Here is a 17580-nt window from a genome sequence, read left to right as displayed (position 1 = left end):
TGAAGGCGCTTATCTGAGCAGGCTCTAACGCCCGTGGGTGTAGTCGTCTGCGTTGTCACGGGCCGGATGCCTCCGGCCGGCCGGGCCCTGCGCGAACCCCCGCAGGAGGTTCGCCGTCACCTGCTCGACGAACCGCCAGGTCCGCGGGTTGAACCGCTTGGAGTGACCCAACGCCTGCACCCACCGCAGCGTGCCGGTATTGAACACACCAGCCCCCGAACCCACGGTGTAGTAGGCGGAGTTGGCCCAGGTACGCCGGTCGGTCCCACACAGCACCGGCGAGTCCGACAGGATCTCGATCGGCCGTGGCGTCGGCTTCCGCAGGTCCAGGCGGTCCGACTCGACCCCCACCAGATTGGGAAACTTCGTGCCCTTGCGCACACCCGTCCCGGCGAACAGCCAGTTCGTCGGGTTGGTGACAACGAAGGCGGCGTTGGCTGGGAAGCAGTCGTACATCAGGCCCGTCAGCACGCTCTCGGGGCGGGGATCCGGCGGGAACCGCCAGTCCTGCGTCGCCTCCGACGGGTTCGTCTTCCGTATCGGATCCTCCTCGAACGACTTGTAGCAGATGACCAACCGATTGGGCCCGAGCGCGGTGGACGCCAACCGCGCGTGCCGGAAGATCGCGTTCGCCCCGAGGAAGGCGAGGTTCGTGCCAGCCTCACGTGCCTCGATGGTGTTGGTGCGCATCGAGCTCGTCCAGTACTCATCGTGTCCGAGTGTGATGAGCGCCCGGGCCCCCGCCAGCAGTCCCGGATCCGTCGCGAGTTCGATGTCGGTGATGTACGCCAGCGGCACCCCCAGGCGTTCGGCGAGCACGATCGCCGGCCGCTCACCGCTCAGGAACCTCGACATGCCCGCGTCGTCGTACGGCCGGTCGAAGCTGACCGCCCGCGACCGGTCGGAGTAGCCGGTCGGCCCCTCGTAGAGGTCGTACCCACCCCACAGGTTGTACGCCTGCCAGGTCGTGACGCCGTTGACCAGCACGACCTTCCCGCTCGTGCTGGTGGAGCGCACGGTGATCGGGACGTAGTTTTCGTAGCCGGCCTCGGACCGGAGCTTGATCAGGTAGTTGCCCTCCGGCCAACCCTTCGTCGAGACGGTGGCGGACGGCTTCCACCGCGCGACGACCGTGTTGAGGGGACGTTCGACGACGGGCTTGACCTGGCGGATGCCCCGGATACGCGGAGAGGTCCACACCTCGCGCCCGCCCGTCCCGCCGTACCACCCGACCCGGAACGCGGTCGCGCTGAATCCCGGCGCTGTCGTGGAGACGAAGAGCCGGAACGAATCTCCCGGCCGGACCGCGATCTTGTCGGCGTACCCCTCGATCAGCTGGCTCGGGCCGGTCCGGGAACGCTTCCACGCCGTCGTGCCGGGACGGGAGTTCTCCACCACCACGGGGTTGGGGGTGGGGGTGGGACGGTTCGGGTCGCCACCCGACCGGGCGCCTGGGGTCGGGGCACCACTGGTCGCCTTGCCTTCCGGAGGGCCGGATCCCGTACAGCCGGTGGCAACGAGCAGAACGAGGATCGCCACCAGGACCCGCCTCACTCAACCCCCTCCCGCGAGTGCCTCAAAACCGCGGGCCGCGCTCGCAGCCCTCCCGTCATGGCCCGGCCCCGCCGGCCGCTGGACGAGAGCGGCCGGGCGGGCGGATGTCGCCGAAATCTGAGCGATGTTGGAAACCGTCGCGTCAGTGCCGGGACCGTCGTGCCAACAGGGCGACTGCCGCCGCCGTCGCACCAGCGATGGCGATCATGGCGCCCATGGCCTTGACTGCCCGGCGAGGACGCTGCGTGGACCCCATCTGCCGCGACTTCGACCGGCGGGTGATGGATGGCATGCTTCACCTCTTTCGCGATTTCCCGCGGGACCAGACCCGGGGCGTTCGCCTGAGTGTCACCCCACCTCGATTGCCTTCACATCGCCCACAGCGGGCGAACTTCAAGCGACCGATCGCAATGGGACGTACCCAAATAGGAGTCGGCAAACGCCTCTGTTCTCTCCCCTTCCGGCCGCGGGAGGCGTCCGCTGATCAGCCCAGGCCGGCGAGAGTCGTCACTATCGCCTCCGCCGAGGTGTCGACGATCTCCTTGATCTGCGGGATGTGGAGATAGAGCAGGAACGCCGAGGCGATCAGGAGGCCAGAGGCGATCAGGTGTTCGTACCACCGCCCCGTTGTCAACGGCCCCTTGCCCATGCGATTGGGTTTGCCGTCCAACCAGCTGAAGGGTATGGGGACCGAGCCTTCGGTCAGAGAATCGCCCACGATATGGACGAGGACCCCGACCGCCACCGCGTATGGCAGCCACTGCGCATGAGTCGCGGCGCCATTGTCGACCAGCCACCAGGCACCCGCAGCCGAAGCGAGCAGGTTGATCGGCCAGGACTTCTCGTACTCACCCGGAATCACGAAATGACAGGCGCGCAGAGCCAGTCCGATCGCGAGGGCCAGGACGACCATCGCGGCCCAGCGGTGAAAGCTCGCGAGGTACGCCGCTCCTCCCAGGACGACGGGGGCCACCACCACGTCGTGCGTCGCGCCCCGATGCCCCTGCCCGATCCTGACGACCAACCCCGCGAGCAGCCGCGAGAGCGGCCCCCACATCCTCGCCGCGGTTGACGACTCGTGGTCGAGGTCGGGCAGGAGCGCCATACCTCCACAGCAGGCGACCCACGCCACCTGCCCTGCCAACCGGTCCACCGGCAGCACAGGCAGAAGTGCGGCTCCAACAGCTATCCCTGACACGGCATGCGTATGTCCCATCACGGGCGGAACGATCTCATTCGCCACCCCCAGACCAGCTTCGGGTCCGGGTCGCGACCGGCCGGCCCGGGAGGACCTCGATGCCGGTCGCCGGCCATCCTTCACGTGGCGCCAGGCCGCCGCTGTGCAAGCTTCATCCGATGAAGAGTGACCTTCATCGGATGAACCTATTGCCCGGGCTCGGCATTGTGATTACTGTGCCCAAGCATCGAACGGCCGAACGACGCGCCGGCACACCCCGCGCCGCACCGACGGCGCGACCCTGCCTCGCGAATCAGCTCCTGACGTTTCCGCATCCCCAGTTCATCGGCAGGAGGAGGGCACATGTTCGGAAGGTCTCCTCGCACCTTCCTCGGCATAGCCACCGGCTCGGTGATCGCGCTCATCGGCGCGACCTTGTCCGCGAACGCCGTGGCGGACCCACGGGCAGACAACGCGTGTACACCGAAGCAGTTCTTCGTATCGCCTCAGGGCAGTGACCGGGCCAGGGGCACGAAGACGGCCCCCTGGAAGACGCTCGAGCACGCCCGTGACCACATCCGCAAGAACGGCCTGAACTCCGCGACCTCGATGCGGTGCGACATCGTGGTCAATCTCCAGGCCGGCGACTATCCGGTCAACAAAACCATCGATTTCAAGGACGGCGACTCCGGCAGCAACGGCCACCAGGTGATCTATCGAAGCGCTGATGGTCCGGGCAAGGCCCGCTTTCTCGGCGCCAAGGAGGTCACCGGATGGGAGCCCTACAAGGGCAACATCTATCGCACCCAGGTCGACAAGAATAAACTCTTCTACACGTTGTTCGAAGGACGCCAACGGGCCACGACGGCACGCACACCCAACCGCAACAACGAGGAGACGTTCGCGCCGTATCTCGTTTCCACCAACGAGGATCCCGCTCGCTGGAACACCCCGAAATGGCTGAGCTTCAAGGAAGGCGACTGGGATCCGGCATGGGAGCCGACGTGGGGCGACCTCGCGGATGCCCAGGTGGTCGTATGGTCGGGTCATGACTGGGTGTGGTTCACCGACACGGTGCCGATCCAGAACATGTCGTGGAACAAAACCTCGCGACCTTGAAGTACGCCACGAGATATCCGGTCACCAGCGACGAGGGCGGCTCCCGCTACTTCATCCAGAACTCCCTGCATTTCCTCGACCAGCCGGGCGAATACTATCTCGACTGGGACGAGGGCCTGCTCTACTACTGGCCACGGAGCGGGTCGATCGACAACACCCGGATCTATGCGCCGACCGTCAAGACGGTCTTTTCCTTCGCCGGCAAGTCACCCGAGAGCCGCACCCACGACGTGACCCTGGACGGTCTCGCGGTCGAGTACTCCGACTTCGTGCCGTGGTACCGCAACGGCTGGAACCAGGACGGCGACTCCGGCGAGGTGCACAAGTATCCGCAGTACGACCGGCAGATCGAGCTACCCCGTAACAGGTTCGGCACCATCACCCTGACCAACGCACGTGACATCGACCTGCGCCGGATGCACATCTCCAACACCGGCTTCACCGCGGTCTACATGTTGTTCGCCAACGAGAACATCACCGTGTCAGACAGCCTCATCGAACACATCGGCGGTGACGGCATCAAGGTCGAGGGCCCCTATCCGGGCGAGGGCGACGTCGCCCACGACAACGTCTTCACCAACAACTACATCCATCATGTCGGCGAACTCGTACCCGGTGACGCGGCCGGCGTCGAGATCATGAACAGCGGCAACAACAAGATCACCCACAGCGTCATCGAACACAGCTCGAGGTACGCCATCAGCCTGGAGAGCCGTCCCGAGGTCACCAACGCCGACAACTACGCGCGCAACAACCTCCTGCAATATCTCCGGATCGCCCATGTCGGCAAGGACAGCAACGACATGGGTGCGCTCTACGCCTATGGCGTCAGCAACTTCGAGCCGCACGGCACCAGCGGCGTCTGGGACCAGATCACGATCGATGACATCAATCCCGACCCGTCAGTGCCGTCTCCGGCGACGCACGGTGTGCACATGGACTTCGGCGGCTGCGGATTCCATTTCTCCAATATCTCGGTGACCAACGTCCAGGGAAACAAGTTCAAGGGCAGCCGGAGCTGCAACACCCTCGCCAACAACAGCTGGGACCCGGGCTTCGATCCGTCCAAGATGGAGTACGACAAGATCGGCGTCACGCCCAGTTTCCCTTACCCCGTTCCTGAATAGGTACGGGGATACGGCACGCGGTCAGTTCCCTACGTTCCGACGGTGGCGGCGGGTCTCCCGGGTCAACCGGGAGGCCCGCCCAAAGAGGAGAGAAGCCCGATGGCAACACCTGCCCGCCGCCAGTTCCTCAGGATGGGCGCCCTCGCCGTGGGTGGTCTCAGCGGCTCCATCAGTCTCGGGCAACAGGGTGGTCCCGGCACGGACGCGTGGGTGCTCGGCGAGCCTGCCGCCGCGTCGGTGCCAGATCCCGATGCCCGCGAAGCGCGCGCGTGGGATCGCGCGGCCCAGATCATCGCGCGGGTACGCCCACCGTCGTTCCCTGATCGGTGGTTCCCGGTGACCGACCACGGCGCGGTCGGCGACGGCAGCACCGACTGCACCGCGGCCATCGCCGGTGCGATCCAGGCTTGCCATGCCGCGGGCGGCGGACATGTGCTGGTCCCGGCCGGCCGCTGTGCGCTCACCGCCGATCTATGCCTACAACCAGCGCGACATCGCGGTGACGGGTCGCGGAGTGCTCGACGCCCAGTCCGACAACGCCCACTGGTGGTTCTGGATCGGATCGGGGCAGTACGGCTGGCAGCCCGGCATGCCCAACCAGCGAGCGGACTGGACGGCGCTGGAGCAGTCCGGCGCGGCGGGCACGCCCGTCGAGGAGCGCGTGTTCGGCGCCGGCCACCACCCACGGCCGAGCTTCGTTCAGCCCTACGCGTGTGAGAACGTCCTCATCGAAGGGATCGCCCTGCGCCGCTCACCGATGTGGAACATCCATCCGGTGTACTGCCGATCCGTGACCGTTCAGGATGTTCGGATCGAGTGCGTCGGGCCGAACGGCGACGGCGGCAACCCCGACTCCAGCCAGGACGTGGTGATCCGGCGGGTGACCTTCGCGACCCACGACGACTGCATCGCGATCAAGTCCGGCCGCGACGCCGATGGCCGGCGGGTCGGCGTTCCCTCGCGCGACATCCCGCGGTGGCTACGTACGCGACGTCCATATCCGGAATGTCGACTCCCCGGCCTGGGTGCAGTATCCCTTCGACGTCACCTATCAGTACTCCGGAGGCACCGGCGGCGATCTCTTCGCCGAGGTGGACGGGCTCTTCGCGCGGGGCTGGCGGGTCGACCCCTGCGGCATTCCGTACCGCATCCGGGCGGCCGTCGCGGCGCCGGCCGGTCAGGTCGAGCTCACCAATCTGGCCTTCGCGCGTGCCGACAACCCCCCACTTGTCCAGAACACCCGGGACCTCGTCCTGCGCCGGGTCACCATCGCCGGAGAACCTGCCACCTGACCGGCGAGGTCGATGTGTTTACGCCCCGAACGTGGGTAATACTGGTGGCGGTTGCGGCATTTCTGTGTACGTGATTGACCTTGTTGTTGCACGCCCGCGGAAGTCGATGCGGGCGTCACCCTCCCAGAAATGGTGGGGCTCCGCCGCTCGATCGTGACCAGTAGACCCGGAGCGGTCTGCGCCTTTCCACCATCCTGTCCGGAGGAAGAAATGACACAGGGAACCGTCAAATGGTTCAACACTGACAAAGGCTACGGCTTCATCACGCCAGACGACGGCGCCAAGGACGTCTTCGTCCACTTCTCCGAGATCGTCCAATCCGAACGTGGCGGATTCCGCACGCTCGAGGAGAACCAGCGCGTGGAGTTCGAGGTGACCCAGGGCGCGAAGGGCCCGCAGGCCAGCCAGGTTCGCCCGATCTGAGTCCATTCCGGCCGCTCAGCCGCGGCCGGCCGAAACGAGAGCCGCGGCCCGTTCCTCAGCAGGTAACGGGCCGCGGACTGTCGTCTTCTCGCATGGCCGCTAGGCCACACTCGGCCCGCCAGCCGACGCCCCGCCGCCGTACTCATCGCGGTAGTCATCGTGGTAGTCGCCGCGATAGTCCCGGGCGAGCTTCACGCGGTACATCGCCTGATCCGCGGCCCGCAGCACCCCGTCGACGTCCGACGCCAGGCCGGAGGAGCCGACGCCGATGCTGACAGTCACCGCGACCTCCCGCGGGCCGAGTCGCAGCGGACGCCGTACCTCGCGGGCGAGGCGCAGCGCGAGCGCCGCGGCCTCCTTGTCGGTGTCGCGGAGTACGAGCACGAACTCATCACCGCCCACCCGCGCCACGACGTCATGGTCGCGGACCTGCGAGCGGAGCCGGCGAGCCACCTCGACCAGGACCAGGTCCCCCGCGTCGTGACCGTACCTGTCGTTGATGTGCTTGAAGCCGTCCAGGTCACAGAACAACACGACCACCTCCTCCCGGTCCGCGAGCAGCTGCCCCAGTCGGGCCCGCAGCTCCGAGCGGTTGGGCAACCCGGTCAACGGGTCGTGCGCCGCCAGGTGGGCGAGCTGCTCCTCCCGGTCCCGGCGTTCGCTGATGTCCTGGATATGGATGAGCTGGTAGTCCGGTGCGCCCGCGGAGTCCAGGACCACCGAGCTGTTCATCGAGACCCAGACGAGGTGTCCATCCCGGTGCCGCAGGCGTAGGTCGCCCTGGTAGGCGATGCCACCGGCCGTCAGGAGCGGCCGGTCGTCGGGATGCACGACCGTCGCGAGCCCCACGCGTCGTAGCTCCTCGCCGGAGTACCCAAGCATGTGACACAACGCGGCGTTGACCCGGAGCAGGCGCCGGTCGTCCTGCGCGCGCAGGCTCGCCACCGCCATCCCACTCGGCGCGTACTCGAACGCCTGCCGGAAGCTCTCTTCGCTGGCCCGCAGAGCCTGGTGCTCCCGTTCGAGACGGTCCATCGTCGTCAGGACCTCCGCGTGGAGGCGGGCGTTGTCCAGCGCGATCGCCGCCTGCGCCGCGAACATCTCGAGTAGCTCCCGCTGCAAAGGGCCCGGCACCCGACCGTCGATCGGCAGATCCACGCTCAGAACGCCGACCAACTCACCGACCGGCGAGTACAACGGAGCGACCAGGATGTCCTCGGGGTGCCACGCGTCGGGATCCTCGGACGGGCTCTGTCCTGGCGTCCAGACCGGGACCTCGTCGGGGAGGCTCGCCGTGCCGTGAGGGAGGTACCGCAACGCACCCCAGTGCTCAGCGGCAGCCAGCAGATCATCCCAGGCCGCGCGCGGTCCGGACTCCCCCTCGAGGGCCTTCCTGACATCGGCCGGACCCGCCACAGCGGCGACCTGGAGGACGTCATCGTGTACGACGTTGATCGCCGCGACCTGGAACCCCAGGCTCGACACCACGCTGTCGACCAGCCGCTGGAGGGTTGCCGTCAGATCGCGGGCCGCGTTGAGTTCGCGGCTGACGCGATGCAGCATGCGCAACGCCTCGAGATGTCGCCGCAGACCCTGATCTTCGCCCACCCGCGCCCCCATGCCGGCCGCCCACCGAGATCCTGCGTCGATGAGCCTAGCCTGCGCACGGTGAACGGCTTCTCACTGTGGGCTTGCTACTGAGCGTCGTCCTCCTCCGGCGACTCGGCCGGGCTCGGGGCTTCGGTCGCCGCCGGAGTCACGACCGCTGATGCGCCAGGCTCGGGCGTCGACGGGCCTTCGGAATCCGACGCCGACGTGGCCTCCGGATCTGGCTTCGCCGATCCGTCAGGAACCGGCGCCGCCGAGCCTGCCGGACGCGGAACCGCCGAGGCGGGCGGAGTCGGTACGACCAACGACGCTGATGGCGGGCCGGCCACCTGCAGCGCGTAGATCCGGCCCTTGGCGCCGAGCCCGTACATCACGCCGCCCCAGCCCGGGGTCACGACCCGCTGTCCCGTCGGGTCGAGGAGATCCGATCGGGCCAGTTCCTTGCCGTTGCCGGCGGCCCTCCACACCACCTGCTCGGTGTATGTGAGGTTCCTCAACTGTTGTGCGTTGGCGTTGGGGCGTACGGCGGTCCCCACGAGGACCCGCCGATCCTTAGGTCCGACCAGGGCGATTCCAGCCATGGTCCGCTGGCTGGCGCCCCACACCTTCCGCATCGCGTCCTTCTGGAGCGAGATGCCGGTGAGCGTGCCGGTCCCGGCGTCCGCCGCGTAGACCATGTTGGTCTGGGGATCCACCGCTGGCGCGGCGGACGCGTAACTCTCCTGCCCGGGTCGAAGCGGTATCGGGTCGATCCGTACGACCTTCTTCGCGTCCGACTGCGCGATCGCGACCACGCTCATTGGCGTCTTGGTTGGGACGGCGTTCGTCTGGAACACCACCCAGTCGTTCATGACGGCGGGCGCCGACGCGATCGTCTGTCCCGGCCTGAGGTAGCTCGCGGGAGCCCACCCCGTGTCAACAGCGAGTTTCTTCTTTACCGGGTCCCAGAGGTAGCGGACGGTCTTGCTCCCCCCATTCACATAGAGGTACGTCTTACCGCCGATGACCGACAGGGCCAGACCGCGGGCCGCGGTCGGCGCCGTCGCGATCGCGTGCAGCGCCTGGAGCGTGTCGGGGTTGTACGCGACGATCACCGAGTTCGGCCGCTTGCCCTTACACCTGAGCGTCACGTCCATTCCCTGTTCCCGGCATCCGGCAGGCCGGGTCTGTGACACCGAGAAGAGCGTCCCGTCGGGGCCACCCACGGTCGTGTCGAAGTAGGTGTTCAGCGGATCCCCGGGCCCGGTCGGAAGGGACGCCTCCGCCACGACCTGACCCGTCGCCGCCGCGATCCGTACCGCCTGGCGTCCGTACGTCGCGATGACGTCACCGTTGGCCGGAATCACCACGGACGCCGGCCCGGTCCACTGCCCAGGCATCTTGTTGAGCGGAGTACGCCAGACCTGCTTCAGGGTGGACGGGTCGATCCGCGCGACATAGGGCGCGGAGGTCCCGGGAGCGTTCCCGCCGCCATAGAGGTAGAGCTCGTCGGCCCCCTTGGTCACCAGGTTGTACGGCGCGGCGTAATTGTCGCTGGAGGCGTACTCAAAGACTTCGTTCCGGCCGTTGAAGCTGCCCAGGAAATCCGCACAGGTAAAGAGGTGGGTGCGCTGGGAGTCGTGCTGCTCCGCGGCGACCATGCTCCGGAACCACGGCGCGTTCTGTTCCTGGGCGAGGCACTGCTGTTGTGCCGGAAAGCGGGCGATGTCTCCGGTCACCGGTCGGGCGAATGCCGCTGCCTCCTCCGGCGCCGCCTTCGCCTGAACCTTCTTCGGTGTACTGGAGGGTGGCGGCGGCATTCCGGCCGGACCGCCAAGGGATGGCGTCGGCGGACCCGGATGGCTGCCCGTCGTACACCCGGAGAGTACGACCAATGCGACCGCGGCCATCGGGAGCACTCGCCCGATTCCCTTTACCTGCGCCATGACCCGCCCTCTTCATACGTGGTTGAGGTTTGGGCCAACCGCATCACGTACGAAGGCCGGGCGCTTCATCCCTGTCGGGTGGACTTGCCAGACCCACGGGACGTCCGAAGCTCAGGGCCGGGAAGCGTCTCACTCTGCCGCGTCGTCGAATTCACCCTTCCGGGCGCCGTCGAGGAAGCACTCCCATTCATGGTGGTCATACACCAGCACCCGGCCAGCCAGATCATCGGAGACCCGCATCAACACCCACTCACCCGCGAAGGCCACCTCGATCGCGCCGGGGCCGTCGCTCGAGCTCTGCCACGTCAGTGTGTCGAGGTCGAGGTTGAGTTCCTCGACCGTGGGCTTGCCGTTTCCGGCCACGATGCTCCTCATTTCGGTATGCATTCGGCCGACGGCCGTCACCGATCACGACGTTCCGACGTTACGCCTCCGCCAGTCCGCCCTGGTGAGCGGGCTCGGGCACACCGCCTGGGACCTACTCCGCGGTCCGAGGCGAATGGGTGGGCGTACAGCGTTTGTACGGTCTCCTCGCGACGGCCTGAACCTGAACTGCGGGTACGGCGTGGTAGATACGACGCAGCAAGTCCGGGTAGCCATGATCATGGAGAGCAGCCTTGGGGAGGATGGATCCGGAACACGCTACAGGAGACGAGCGAGCGTCGTGATTCGCGATCCCGAGGGATCGCACTTGTGATTCACAATTTAAGGGAGCACTATGGTGCCTGAGACGCCCTGTCAAGAGGGGCGGGAGCGCGGCGACCGAGGAGGGGCAGTGTGAGCGACAAGGCGTACGGCGCGACTGTCGCCAAGCGTCGACTTGCTCGCCGGCTTTCCGAACTCCGAGTCGAGGCGGGCTACACCGCCAACCAGGTCTGTGACCGACTGAACTGGGGCCGCGGCAAGGTTGGGCGTTTCGAAGCCAACATCTGGGTGCGCCCAGAGATGAGCGACATCCGGGACCTGCTCCGTATCTACGGCGCCGACGAGGAGACGAGCAAGGAACTCGAGGACCTCGCGGCACTGGCCCGCACCCGGGCATGGTGGCGCGACTACAACGAAATCTTCGACAACGAGTTCCCCGGCTACGAGTCAGACGCCGTACGCGTCAGTGTCTATACGCCGCTTGTGTTGCCGGGGCTTCTCCAGACGCCCGCGTACATGGAAGCGCACATGCGGGTGGGCTCACGGTCCTCGGCGTGGCGTAACCGCGCCGTCGGAGCGCGACTGCGGCGCCAGGAGATCTTCGACCGCAAGGACGACGGCACCGCACCCGAACTCGTCGCCGTCTTCACCGAGGCATCTCTGATGTACCGCTGGGGCGCGCCGGCCGACCGCCGCGCGCAGATCGCTCACCTGGTCGAGATGGGCCGCCGGCCCAACATCGAGCTGCGCCTACTGCGCTTCGCGGACGGACCACACCCAGGCATGTGTGGTCCCATCAACACCTTTGACTTCCCCGGCGACGAGCCAAAGATGGTTTACGTCGAGACCGACTTCGCACTCCAGGAGGTGGTCAAGGCAGCTGAGGTGGACTCCTACACCGAGATCTTCACGCAAGCCCGTGCCGCGGCATTGGAACCACCTGCGACCACGGCACATCTAAAACAACTCGCCGAAACACTGGAGTAAGCATGATCGACCTGTCTCAGGCTCAGTGGCGCAAGGCCAGCCGTAGTGGCCAGAACAACGGCGGCTGCGTGGAAGTCGCAGCCAACTTTTCCGACGTCACCGCAGTGCGCGACAGCGTGCACCCAGACCGCGGTGCCCACGTCGTTGACCGAGGCGCCTTCTCCGCATTCCTCGCCGACGTGAAGGTCGGCCGTTACGACATCTGATCCGGCCGACCTTCAACACAGCAGATCCCCCCGGGGCGCACTCCCGGGGGGATCTTTTTAGCTGTGCCCTGTCTCAGGGGGCAGGCGGTCACCTTACAACGGCCGGCGACGGACCGTACAGGCCGGAACACACGTACTCCAGCGCGGCCCATACCCCGTCAGCCGGCCAATCACGCACATCTTTCCCAGCTTGTGATTGTCAAGAGCCCGATTCGTGCCATACGCTTCGTGAAGTGTGATTCACAGATTCCGAGATTCCGAGTCGTGAAGCGAGGATCGTGCGTATGCGGGGAAGCGAGAGCCGAGCTGTACGCCCGAAGGGTGATGGGCCGCTGGCCAGCCTTTCGGGGCGCGACAACCCCAAAGCCCTCCTCAGCAGCGGGTACGAACAGGTACCCGGCTGGTCCGCGCTCCTTAGAGGGCGCCCTCATTTTGAGTTCTCAGGCCCGCCGTCTCCGGTCGACGGCAGCAGGTCGTCGACGCCAGGCCGCGGCTACCTCTCACGGAGGTCAGCATGATCGGCATTCCAAGGGTCGGATACGTCGAGTGGCCCGAAGCTGAGATTGACGCCCACGCGATCCTTGTCGATCGCACGCACCGGCCCGACAAGTCTCCAGTGGTGATTCGCTGGTGGGGGATATTCCCCTGGCCGGCGAGGCAGGCCTCGTGTTGCGTCTCGTGCGCCCAGGACTGGCCCTGCCCGGAGATGAGATGGGCCGAGGAATGGCTTTCCAGCAGTCGCCGCTATCTGCGTCGGGTCCCCGAATAATCACCTAGTCAGGGCCAACGCGCGTCACACGTGCCGTTGGCTGGGCAGGCGAAATGCCCGCCCAGCCATCTCCGGCCTTAGTTCACAGCAATCTTCGAAGCAAGCGTTCCAGCACCATCAGGCGCGGCCCATCCCGAGAGGACCCGCGGGTCAGCCCCCAGGGCACGCTCGAGCGGCACGGTCACCGTGACCCGGCCCGCGCGGGTGACGGGAACCACTATCTTGCCGGGCGTACCCGCCTCGTCGACCACGAAGAGGTGCGCCTCCCCCGGGCCGGTCGCCCGAAGTTCCACCTTGACGCCACCGGAAATTCCGCGGGCCGAGGTGAGCCACCCGCTTCTGTTCGCAGACGCGGGCGTACCTCCGGAGAGCGGGACGTGGATGCGTACCGCTTGGTCGATGGTCTGCGGCGACTCCACACTGCGCAGGGCGGTGTTCGGGATGACCGGTTCATCAGCCGGGCCACCCGGTGGCGGCTGATAGCCGTCAAGGCGTGCTTGCCCCCAGCGGTACGGGTCCCCCTGCACACCACCCCACGTGGACCAGCCGATGCGGGTCTGGCCGGTCTTGTCCTGGGTGTCAGAGTCGTAGACGAGGACGTTCACGCCGAGCCGGTCGGGATCGACGGTGTCGGGGAGTTCCGACAACGGGATGGCGACCTCCACGGTGTAGCCGGTGAAGGGCTCGCGCAGGGAGCTCGCCCAACGGACGCCGGGCGCGGTCTGCTCGATCGGGCCCTGGTGGTTGTCGGCGTCGCGGAGGGCGCAGGCCGGACCTTCCGCGGTGAACGGCAGAACGGCCAGTTTGAAGGTGGTCGAGGTGTTCTCGCTCCGGCCACGCGGATCGAGAGCGATCTCCACGCTGTCAGTACGCCAGTGCCGCTTGCAGTCCGCGGTTGCGAGGGGCGTGCCGGCCGTGTCGTCGCGAACCTCCACCGCGACGTACAACGTGTCGCCGTGGCGGGCCAGCCGGGCGGTGCCAGAACAGTCCGCGGCGGACTCGCAGTCGCTGCCCTCCCACCGCCGCGAGATGTCGAGCGCCCCACCGGGGTACTCGTTCGCGCTGACCACGCCGTCCAGTGTCGGCGCCTGCGCGACCGCGGAGATCGTGGTGGTGGGCACGAGTTCCAGCGCCGGACGGGTGACCGACACCGACCCGCTGGTGGTGGTCGTGGTGACGGTGTACGCGTAGTCGCCGGCCGCGGCACCAGGCGTACCACCGGCGTTCGACGTCGGCAGCGATGCGTCGGTGTTGGTGACCGGGAACGCCACCGTGGTGGTGGCACCGGGGGCGAGGTCACTGAAACTCCGGCTGGCCACGTCGGCCCCGAACCCTGCCGGCAAGGCGAGCTTGACGGTGCCGGACTGGGCTTCGGAGCTGAGGTTCGTCACGGTGTAGTCGATGGAGCGCGACCCTCCGGACGGGATGGTTAGCACGGGTACCACGAATCCACGCAGCTGGGCGGCGCCCAGCTCAGCTGCCCAGTCCTCGAAAGACGACACCTGCGGGAGCAGTCGCTGCTGCGTGCGGACATCCGGGGCAACCTCGACCTGGGCGGCGGTGTAGCCGTTGCCAGCGCGCGTGGTGAGGAAGGCCCCGATCCGCGCGCGGGTGCTGAGGTTCGCGTCGGGTGCTGGCGTCACCGTGAAGCGAGCGGTTGCCGACGAGCCCGCGGCGACCTGGCCCAGCGTGCCACTACCGGCCACCCGCCATCCGTCTGGCACCCGAAGCGCCACCGAGGACTGGCCGAGGTTGTGCGCCTTCGGCGCGCTGACGCGGACGGTGACCGCGGTGGGCAGGCCGGGCCGGACGTCGAACGGACTGTCCACCTGGAGCTGGGTGCCCAGGGGGACCGTGCCCTTCGCGCGGGTCAGCGCGCCGTCGAGGATGGCGGTCGACGCCGCGGCGGCCGGCGTACCAGGTTGTGGGTACGGCACACGAGAGTCGACGAGGGTGAACCGATCACAGCCGAGCTGAGCGGGGTCAGAGGGTACGTCGGGGAACCCGGCCCAGCCCTGCGAGGCGTACTCCCGTTGGGCGTCCCGCTCGATCGCCGCCCAGGTGCGAGCCTGCTTGGTGGACATCGCGCCGGAGTAGACGCCGTAGATGTCCTGGGACGGGTCTGTCGGGGAGAAGGTGTTGACGCAGGAAGGGCCGGTCGGGCCGGTGCCGCGGGCGCGGTTGAGGAGGACCTTCGCCGGTGCGAACGGCGTCAACTTCTCCTTGCTGATCTGCTCGGGGAACGCCGCCGGATCCGCCGCGGCGTAATAGGCCGCGAGCGCCAGCCGGCCAGCTTCCTGGTGGTTGCCGTGGTTGCCCGGAGACGGTGCGGGATCCATCGTCACCAGGATCTCGGGCCGGGTCTGGCGTACCAGACGTACGACCTTCTCAAGCGTGTCCCGCTGGTCCCACAACTCTTCGGTGAGTGGCGCGGAGACGGTGTAGAAGAAGTCGACCTTGTCGAGGTTGAAGACCTCGCTGATGCCGGCCTTGCCGACCGCGCGGCGTTCCTCGTCCTCGCGCAGGAGGCCGAGTGCCGGGCCTTCCTCGGGGCCGACGGCGTTGCCACCGCCTTCGCCCCGGGTGATGGTGACGACACCGGTGCGCACGCCGTGCGACTCACCCCACTGTCCGAAGGTGGACAGGGTGCCGGCTTCGTCGTCGGGATGGGCGCCGATGAAGAGCGCGTCGAGGTCGATCGGGCTGCCGGCGGATGTCGACGACGGTGCTGTTGATGATGGGTTCGCGGCGGCGGGCGACGGCGCGGCCGTGAGTACGCCGCCGGTGAGCGTGACGGCCAGGGCGGCCATCGCTGACCTGACTCGCGGCCGCGAGGGTGGGACCTGCATGCTTCCTCCCGGAGATGATGCTGCGGACTCCTGCGACGGAGCTCCCCCGCTGCCCCTGAGGTCGCGACTGCAGATCTTCCCACGATGATCGTCGACCCGTCTGCCCAAAGGCACGATCACGCGGGTACTACGGTTGGAAGGGTGGCGGGCGTCAGTCGCTTTCGGCGGCGCGCGGGCTGTGGGTCAGGCTGGCGACGCTGGTGACTGCCAACGTCACCGCGATGAACGCGAGCGAGGCGGCGATACCGATGTGCGGAAGGTGCAGCGGACCGAGGTCGCTGAGTCCTTCGGCCTCCATCGCCTCGAGGATCAGCTTCACGCCGATGAACCCGAGGATGACGGCGAGTCCGTAGTTGAGGTAGCGCAGCCGGTCGAGCAGCCCACCGATCAGGAAGTACAGCTGACGCAGGCCCATCAGGGCGAACGCGTTGGCGGTGAAGATGATGTAGCCGGACTGTGTCAGGCCGAAGATCGCCGGGATGGAGTCGAGGGCGAAGATCACGTTGGCGGCGCCGATCGCCGTCACGACGATGACCATTGGGGTGAACACCCGCCGCCCGTCGACGGTGGTCAGCAGTCGTGAACCGTCGTACGCCTCCGACGTCGGGACGATGCGGCGGATCGCCCGCACGATCCGGCCGTCGTGGAAGTCGGACTCGTGGTCGTCACCTGGCAGGGCCAGCTTGACGGCGGTGTAGATGAGCAGCGCGCCGAAGCCGAAGAAGACCCACTCGAAGGTGCTGACCACCGCCGTACCGAGGGCGATGAACACCGCGCGCAGGACGAGCGAGATGGCGATACCGATGAGCAGGACCTTGTGCTGGTTGACCGGGGGTACGGCGAACCGCGACAGCAGGAGGACGAAGACGAAGAGGTTGTCGATGCTCAGGGTGTACTCGGTGATGTAGCCCGCGACGAACTCGCCACCTGGGCCGGGCCCCGCGGCGAGGGCGAGACCGACGAAGAACACCCCGGCCAGTCCGACGTACACAAGCACCCACAGCGCGGCCTCGCGGATACCGACGGCGTGCGGGCGCCGGCTCGCCCAGATCAGGTCGGCGGCGATCACCGTGAGGATGCCGAGCACGGTGGCGAGCCAGACCCACAGGGGCACGTTCACGATGACCTCCGGCGAGAGACAGACGTCGACCGCCAGAGGTCTCCTCCACCCGGGCTACGCAGCGCACCCGGGCCGTGACGCCGGACGCACCACCAGGCACGTCGTGTTGACGACACCACCGCGAGGGAGTACTCCCCTCCAACTGGCGGGCAGTGTAACCACCGCCAGCGAAGTGGCGTACTCCTGCGCCCTCAGGTGGCCGCGGCGGCGAGTTCCTCGGCCAGAACGGCCTCGACGTCGATCGTGACATCCACCATGTCGGCGACGACGACCCCGCCGCGGTCGACCGTGTCGTTCCAGCTCACACCGAAGTCGTGGCGGTTGACCCGGGTGGTGGCGACGAACCCGGCCCGGCGCCGCGGCCCGAGGTCGCGGCCGTCCTCCCACCAGGGCGTGTCCCATTGGCCCAGATACCTCACGTTGAGGGTCACCGGCCGGGTGACGCCGCGTACGGTGAGTTCCCCGATGACCTCGAACTCCGACGCACTCAACTGCTCCACGCTGGTACCCCTGAACGTCCAGGTCGGATGGTGCTCGACGTCGAAGAAGTCCGCGCTGCGCAGATGTGCGTCACGGGTGGGCTGGCCGGTGTAGACCCGCGACGCGTCGATCGTCGCCTCGACCTTGGCGTCCTCGGGGTGGTCCGGATCCACCTCCAGGAACCCGTGGACGTCCTTGAACTGCCCGCGGACGTACGTGACCATCATGTGCCTGGCCTGAAACTCCGCCGCCGTGTGGCCGGGCTCGAAGAACCATCTCGTCGTTGCCATGTCCCGCTC

Annotated in this window: 16 protein-coding genes and 1 pseudogene; 8 read left to right on the top strand and 9 right to left on the bottom strand. The window is 67.4% G+C overall.

Annotated features, from left to right (window positions below):
- Nucleotides 1-24: 24 nt before the first annotated feature.
- The 3 genes from B141_RS0112405 to B141_RS40330 all read right to left on the bottom strand — a co-directional run bounded on the left by B141_RS0112405 (nt 25) and on the right by B141_RS40330 (nt 2770).
- Entirely contained in the window at nt 25-1539 is a 1515-nt protein-coding gene (locus tag B141_RS0112405; RefSeq protein WP_202805747.1) for a N,N-dimethylformamidase beta subunit family domain-containing protein, read from the bottom strand.
- 157 nt (nt 1540-1696) lie between these two features.
- On the bottom strand, nt 1697-1846 hold the full coding sequence (locus B141_RS49225) for a hypothetical protein (protein WP_157180970.1): 150 nt from the start codon (nt 1844-1846) through the stop codon (nt 1697-1699).
- 192 nt (nt 1847-2038) lie between these two features.
- Entirely contained in the window at nt 2039-2770 is a 732-nt protein-coding gene (locus B141_RS40330; protein WP_084678259.1) for a metal-dependent hydrolase, read from the bottom strand.
- Nucleotides 2771-3094: 324 nt separating this feature from the next.
- Between B141_RS40330 and B141_RS50675 the strand changes: the two genes are divergently transcribed.
- The 6 genes and pseudogenes from B141_RS50675 (at nt 3095) to B141_RS0112375 (ending at nt 6692) form a co-directional block, all read left to right on the top strand.
- Nucleotides 3095-3850: a hypothetical protein gene (locus B141_RS50675; protein WP_020575489.1), complete on the top strand. Its 756-nt coding sequence runs from the start codon at nt 3095-3097 to the stop codon at nt 3848-3850.
- Nucleotides 3826-4977 carry a right-handed parallel beta-helix repeat-containing protein gene (locus B141_RS50670; protein WP_202805746.1) on the top strand — a complete coding sequence of 384 codons (1152 nt, stop codon included), beginning with the start codon at nt 3826-3828 and terminating at the stop codon, nt 4975-4977. The genes B141_RS50675 and B141_RS50670 overlap by 25 nt, the downstream gene beginning before the upstream one ends.
- A 99-nt stretch (nt 4978-5076) precedes the next feature.
- Nucleotides 5077-5694, top strand: a complete 618-nt coding sequence (locus B141_RS47365) for a glycosyl hydrolase family 28-related protein (protein WP_084678258.1) — start codon at nt 5077-5079, stop codon at nt 5692-5694.
- Nucleotides 5639-5845, top strand: a pseudogene (locus B141_RS52785) (glycoside hydrolase family 28 protein); the annotation flags it as partial. The gene B141_RS47365 and the pseudogene B141_RS52785, both read left to right, overlap by 56 nt.
- A gap of 67 nt (nt 5846-5912) precedes the next feature.
- A complete protein-coding gene (locus tag B141_RS50285) occupies nt 5913-6269 on the top strand; it encodes a hypothetical protein (protein WP_169512923.1) in 357 nt (118 codons plus the stop codon).
- Nucleotides 6270-6479: 210 nt separating this feature from the next.
- A complete protein-coding gene (locus B141_RS0112375) occupies nt 6480-6692 on the top strand; it encodes a cold-shock protein (protein ID WP_020575484.1) in 213 nt (70 codons plus the stop codon).
- A gap of 99 nt (nt 6693-6791) precedes the next feature.
- On the opposite strand, the gene B141_RS40320 is transcribed toward B141_RS0112375, so the two are convergent.
- The 3 genes from B141_RS40320 to B141_RS0112360 form a co-directional block, all read right to left on the bottom strand.
- The gene (locus tag B141_RS40320) at nt 6792-8255 is read right to left on the bottom strand and encodes a diguanylate cyclase domain-containing protein (protein WP_202805745.1); all 1464 of its coding nucleotides are present in this window, start codon (nt 8253-8255) and stop codon (nt 6792-6794) included.
- Nucleotides 8256-8386: 131 nt separating this feature from the next.
- Nucleotides 8387-10225, bottom strand: a complete 1839-nt coding sequence (locus B141_RS0112365) for a hypothetical protein (protein WP_157180968.1) — start codon at nt 10223-10225, stop codon at nt 8387-8389.
- Nucleotides 10226-10354: 129 nt separating this feature from the next.
- Nucleotides 10355-10600, bottom strand: coding sequence for a DUF397 domain-containing protein (locus B141_RS0112360; RefSeq protein ID WP_063828594.1), 246 nt, complete (start codon nt 10598-10600; stop codon nt 10355-10357).
- Between the two features lie 402 nt (nt 10601-11002).
- Here B141_RS0112360 and B141_RS0112355 point away from each other — a divergent pair, with 402 nt between their 5' ends.
- Together B141_RS0112355 and B141_RS0112350 are read left to right on the top strand one after the other, a co-directional pair.
- The gene (locus B141_RS0112355; protein WP_020575481.1) at nt 11003-11857 is read left to right on the top strand and encodes a helix-turn-helix domain-containing protein; all 855 of its coding nucleotides are present in this window, start codon (nt 11003-11005) and stop codon (nt 11855-11857) included.
- A gap of 2 nt (nt 11858-11859) precedes the next feature.
- Nucleotides 11860-12063 carry a DUF397 domain-containing protein gene (locus B141_RS0112350; protein WP_020575480.1) on the top strand — a complete coding sequence of 68 codons (204 nt, stop codon included), beginning with the start codon at nt 11860-11862 and terminating at the stop codon, nt 12061-12063.
- A gap of 846 nt (nt 12064-12909) precedes the next feature.
- Here the strand turns inward: B141_RS0112350 and B141_RS0112345 are convergent.
- The 3 genes from B141_RS0112345 to B141_RS0112335 form a co-directional block, all read right to left on the bottom strand.
- Nucleotides 12910-15681 carry a sugar-binding protein gene (locus B141_RS0112345; RefSeq protein WP_063828593.1) on the bottom strand — a complete coding sequence of 924 codons (2772 nt, stop codon included), beginning with the start codon at nt 15679-15681 and terminating at the stop codon, nt 12910-12912.
- Between the two features lie 151 nt (nt 15682-15832).
- The gene (locus B141_RS0112340) at nt 15833-16801 is read right to left on the bottom strand and encodes a TerC/Alx family metal homeostasis membrane protein (protein ID WP_020575478.1); all 969 of its coding nucleotides are present in this window, start codon (nt 16799-16801) and stop codon (nt 15833-15835) included.
- Between the two features lie 191 nt (nt 16802-16992).
- Nucleotides 16993-17571, bottom strand: a complete 579-nt coding sequence (locus B141_RS0112335; protein ID WP_020575477.1) for a YceI family protein — start codon at nt 17569-17571, stop codon at nt 16993-16995.
- Nucleotides 17572-17580: the final 9 nt, after the last annotated feature.

It is taken from the genome of Actinopolymorpha alba DSM 45243 (genome assembly GCF_000373925.1).
GTDB classification, from domain to species: Bacteria; Actinomycetota; Actinomycetes; order Propionibacteriales; family Actinopolymorphaceae; genus Actinopolymorpha; species Actinopolymorpha alba.
Note: the sequence above shows the minus strand (reverse complement) of the source record. Positions and strands in the feature narration are given on the sequence as shown.

Coding starts and splice junctions, on each gene's coding strand:
- B141_RS49225 (WP_157180970.1), bottom strand. CDS start 1,846: ATGCCATCCATCACCCGCCGGTCGAAGTCGCGGCAGATGGGGTCCACG.
- B141_RS40330 (WP_084678259.1), bottom strand. CDS start 2,770: ATGGGACATACGCATGCCGTGTCAGGGATAGCTGTTGGAGCCGCACTT.
- B141_RS50675 (WP_020575489.1), top strand. CDS start 3,095: ATGTTCGGAAGGTCTCCTCGCACCTTCCTCGGCATAGCCACCGGCTCG.
- B141_RS47365 (WP_084678258.1), top strand. CDS start 5,077: ATGGCAACACCTGCCCGCCGCCAGTTCCTCAGGATGGGCGCCCTCGCC.
- B141_RS50285 (WP_169512923.1), top strand. CDS start 5,913: ATGGCCGGCGGGTCGGCGTTCCCTCGCGCGACATCCCGCGGTGGCTAC.
- B141_RS0112375 (WP_020575484.1), top strand. CDS start 6,480: ATGACACAGGGAACCGTCAAATGGTTCAACACTGACAAAGGCTACGGC.
- B141_RS40320 (WP_202805745.1), bottom strand. CDS start 8,255: ATGCTGCATCGCGTCAGCCGCGAACTCAACGCGGCCCGCGATCTGACG.
- B141_RS0112365 (WP_157180968.1), bottom strand. CDS start 10,225: ATGGCGCAGGTAAAGGGAATCGGGCGAGTGCTCCCGATGGCCGCGGTC.
- B141_RS0112360 (WP_063828594.1), bottom strand. CDS start 10,600: ATGAGGAGCATCGTGGCCGGAAACGGCAAGCCCACGGTCGAGGAACTC.
- B141_RS0112350 (WP_020575480.1), top strand. CDS start 11,860: ATGATCGACCTGTCTCAGGCTCAGTGGCGCAAGGCCAGCCGTAGTGGC.
- B141_RS0112345 (WP_063828593.1), bottom strand. CDS start 15,681: ATGCAGGTCCCACCCTCGCGGCCGCGAGTCAGGTCAGCGATGGCCGCC.
- B141_RS0112335 (WP_020575477.1), bottom strand. CDS start 17,571: ATGGCAACGACGAGATGGTTCTTCGAGCCCGGCCACACGGCGGCGGAG.